This is a genomic window from Monashia sp. HAY1-2A (assembly GCF_056755315.1).
Genome location: NZ_JBNDHY010000530.1, coordinates 1 through 257, shown reverse-complemented (window position 1 = coordinate 257; position 257 = coordinate 1). Strand labels below are relative to the sequence as shown.

At 54.5% G+C, this 257-nt stretch carries 1 pseudogene; it reads right to left on the bottom strand.

Annotated elements, in window-relative coordinates:
- A pseudogene (locus ACPYOM_RS22980) lies at positions 1-257 on the bottom strand (choline dehydrogenase); the annotation flags it as partial.

Here is a 257-nt window from a genome sequence, read left to right as displayed (position 1 = left end):
TCTTTCGATTTCACCTGAACGCGGCCACGGCTGGGTGCACGCATTGAACCGACATGCGCCTGGAAACCGTGCTCTTTTACCGCATTACTGCCGTTGTAATTAATCGCCACCGGCAGGAAGTGATACTGAATATTCGGCCAGGCAAATTCTTCACGGCTGCGGATAAAACCGCCCGCTTCAAACTGATTGCTGGCACCCACGCCGGTGCCTTTAAACAGCCACTCGGCACCAATCGCTGGCTGGTTGTGCATCTGCAA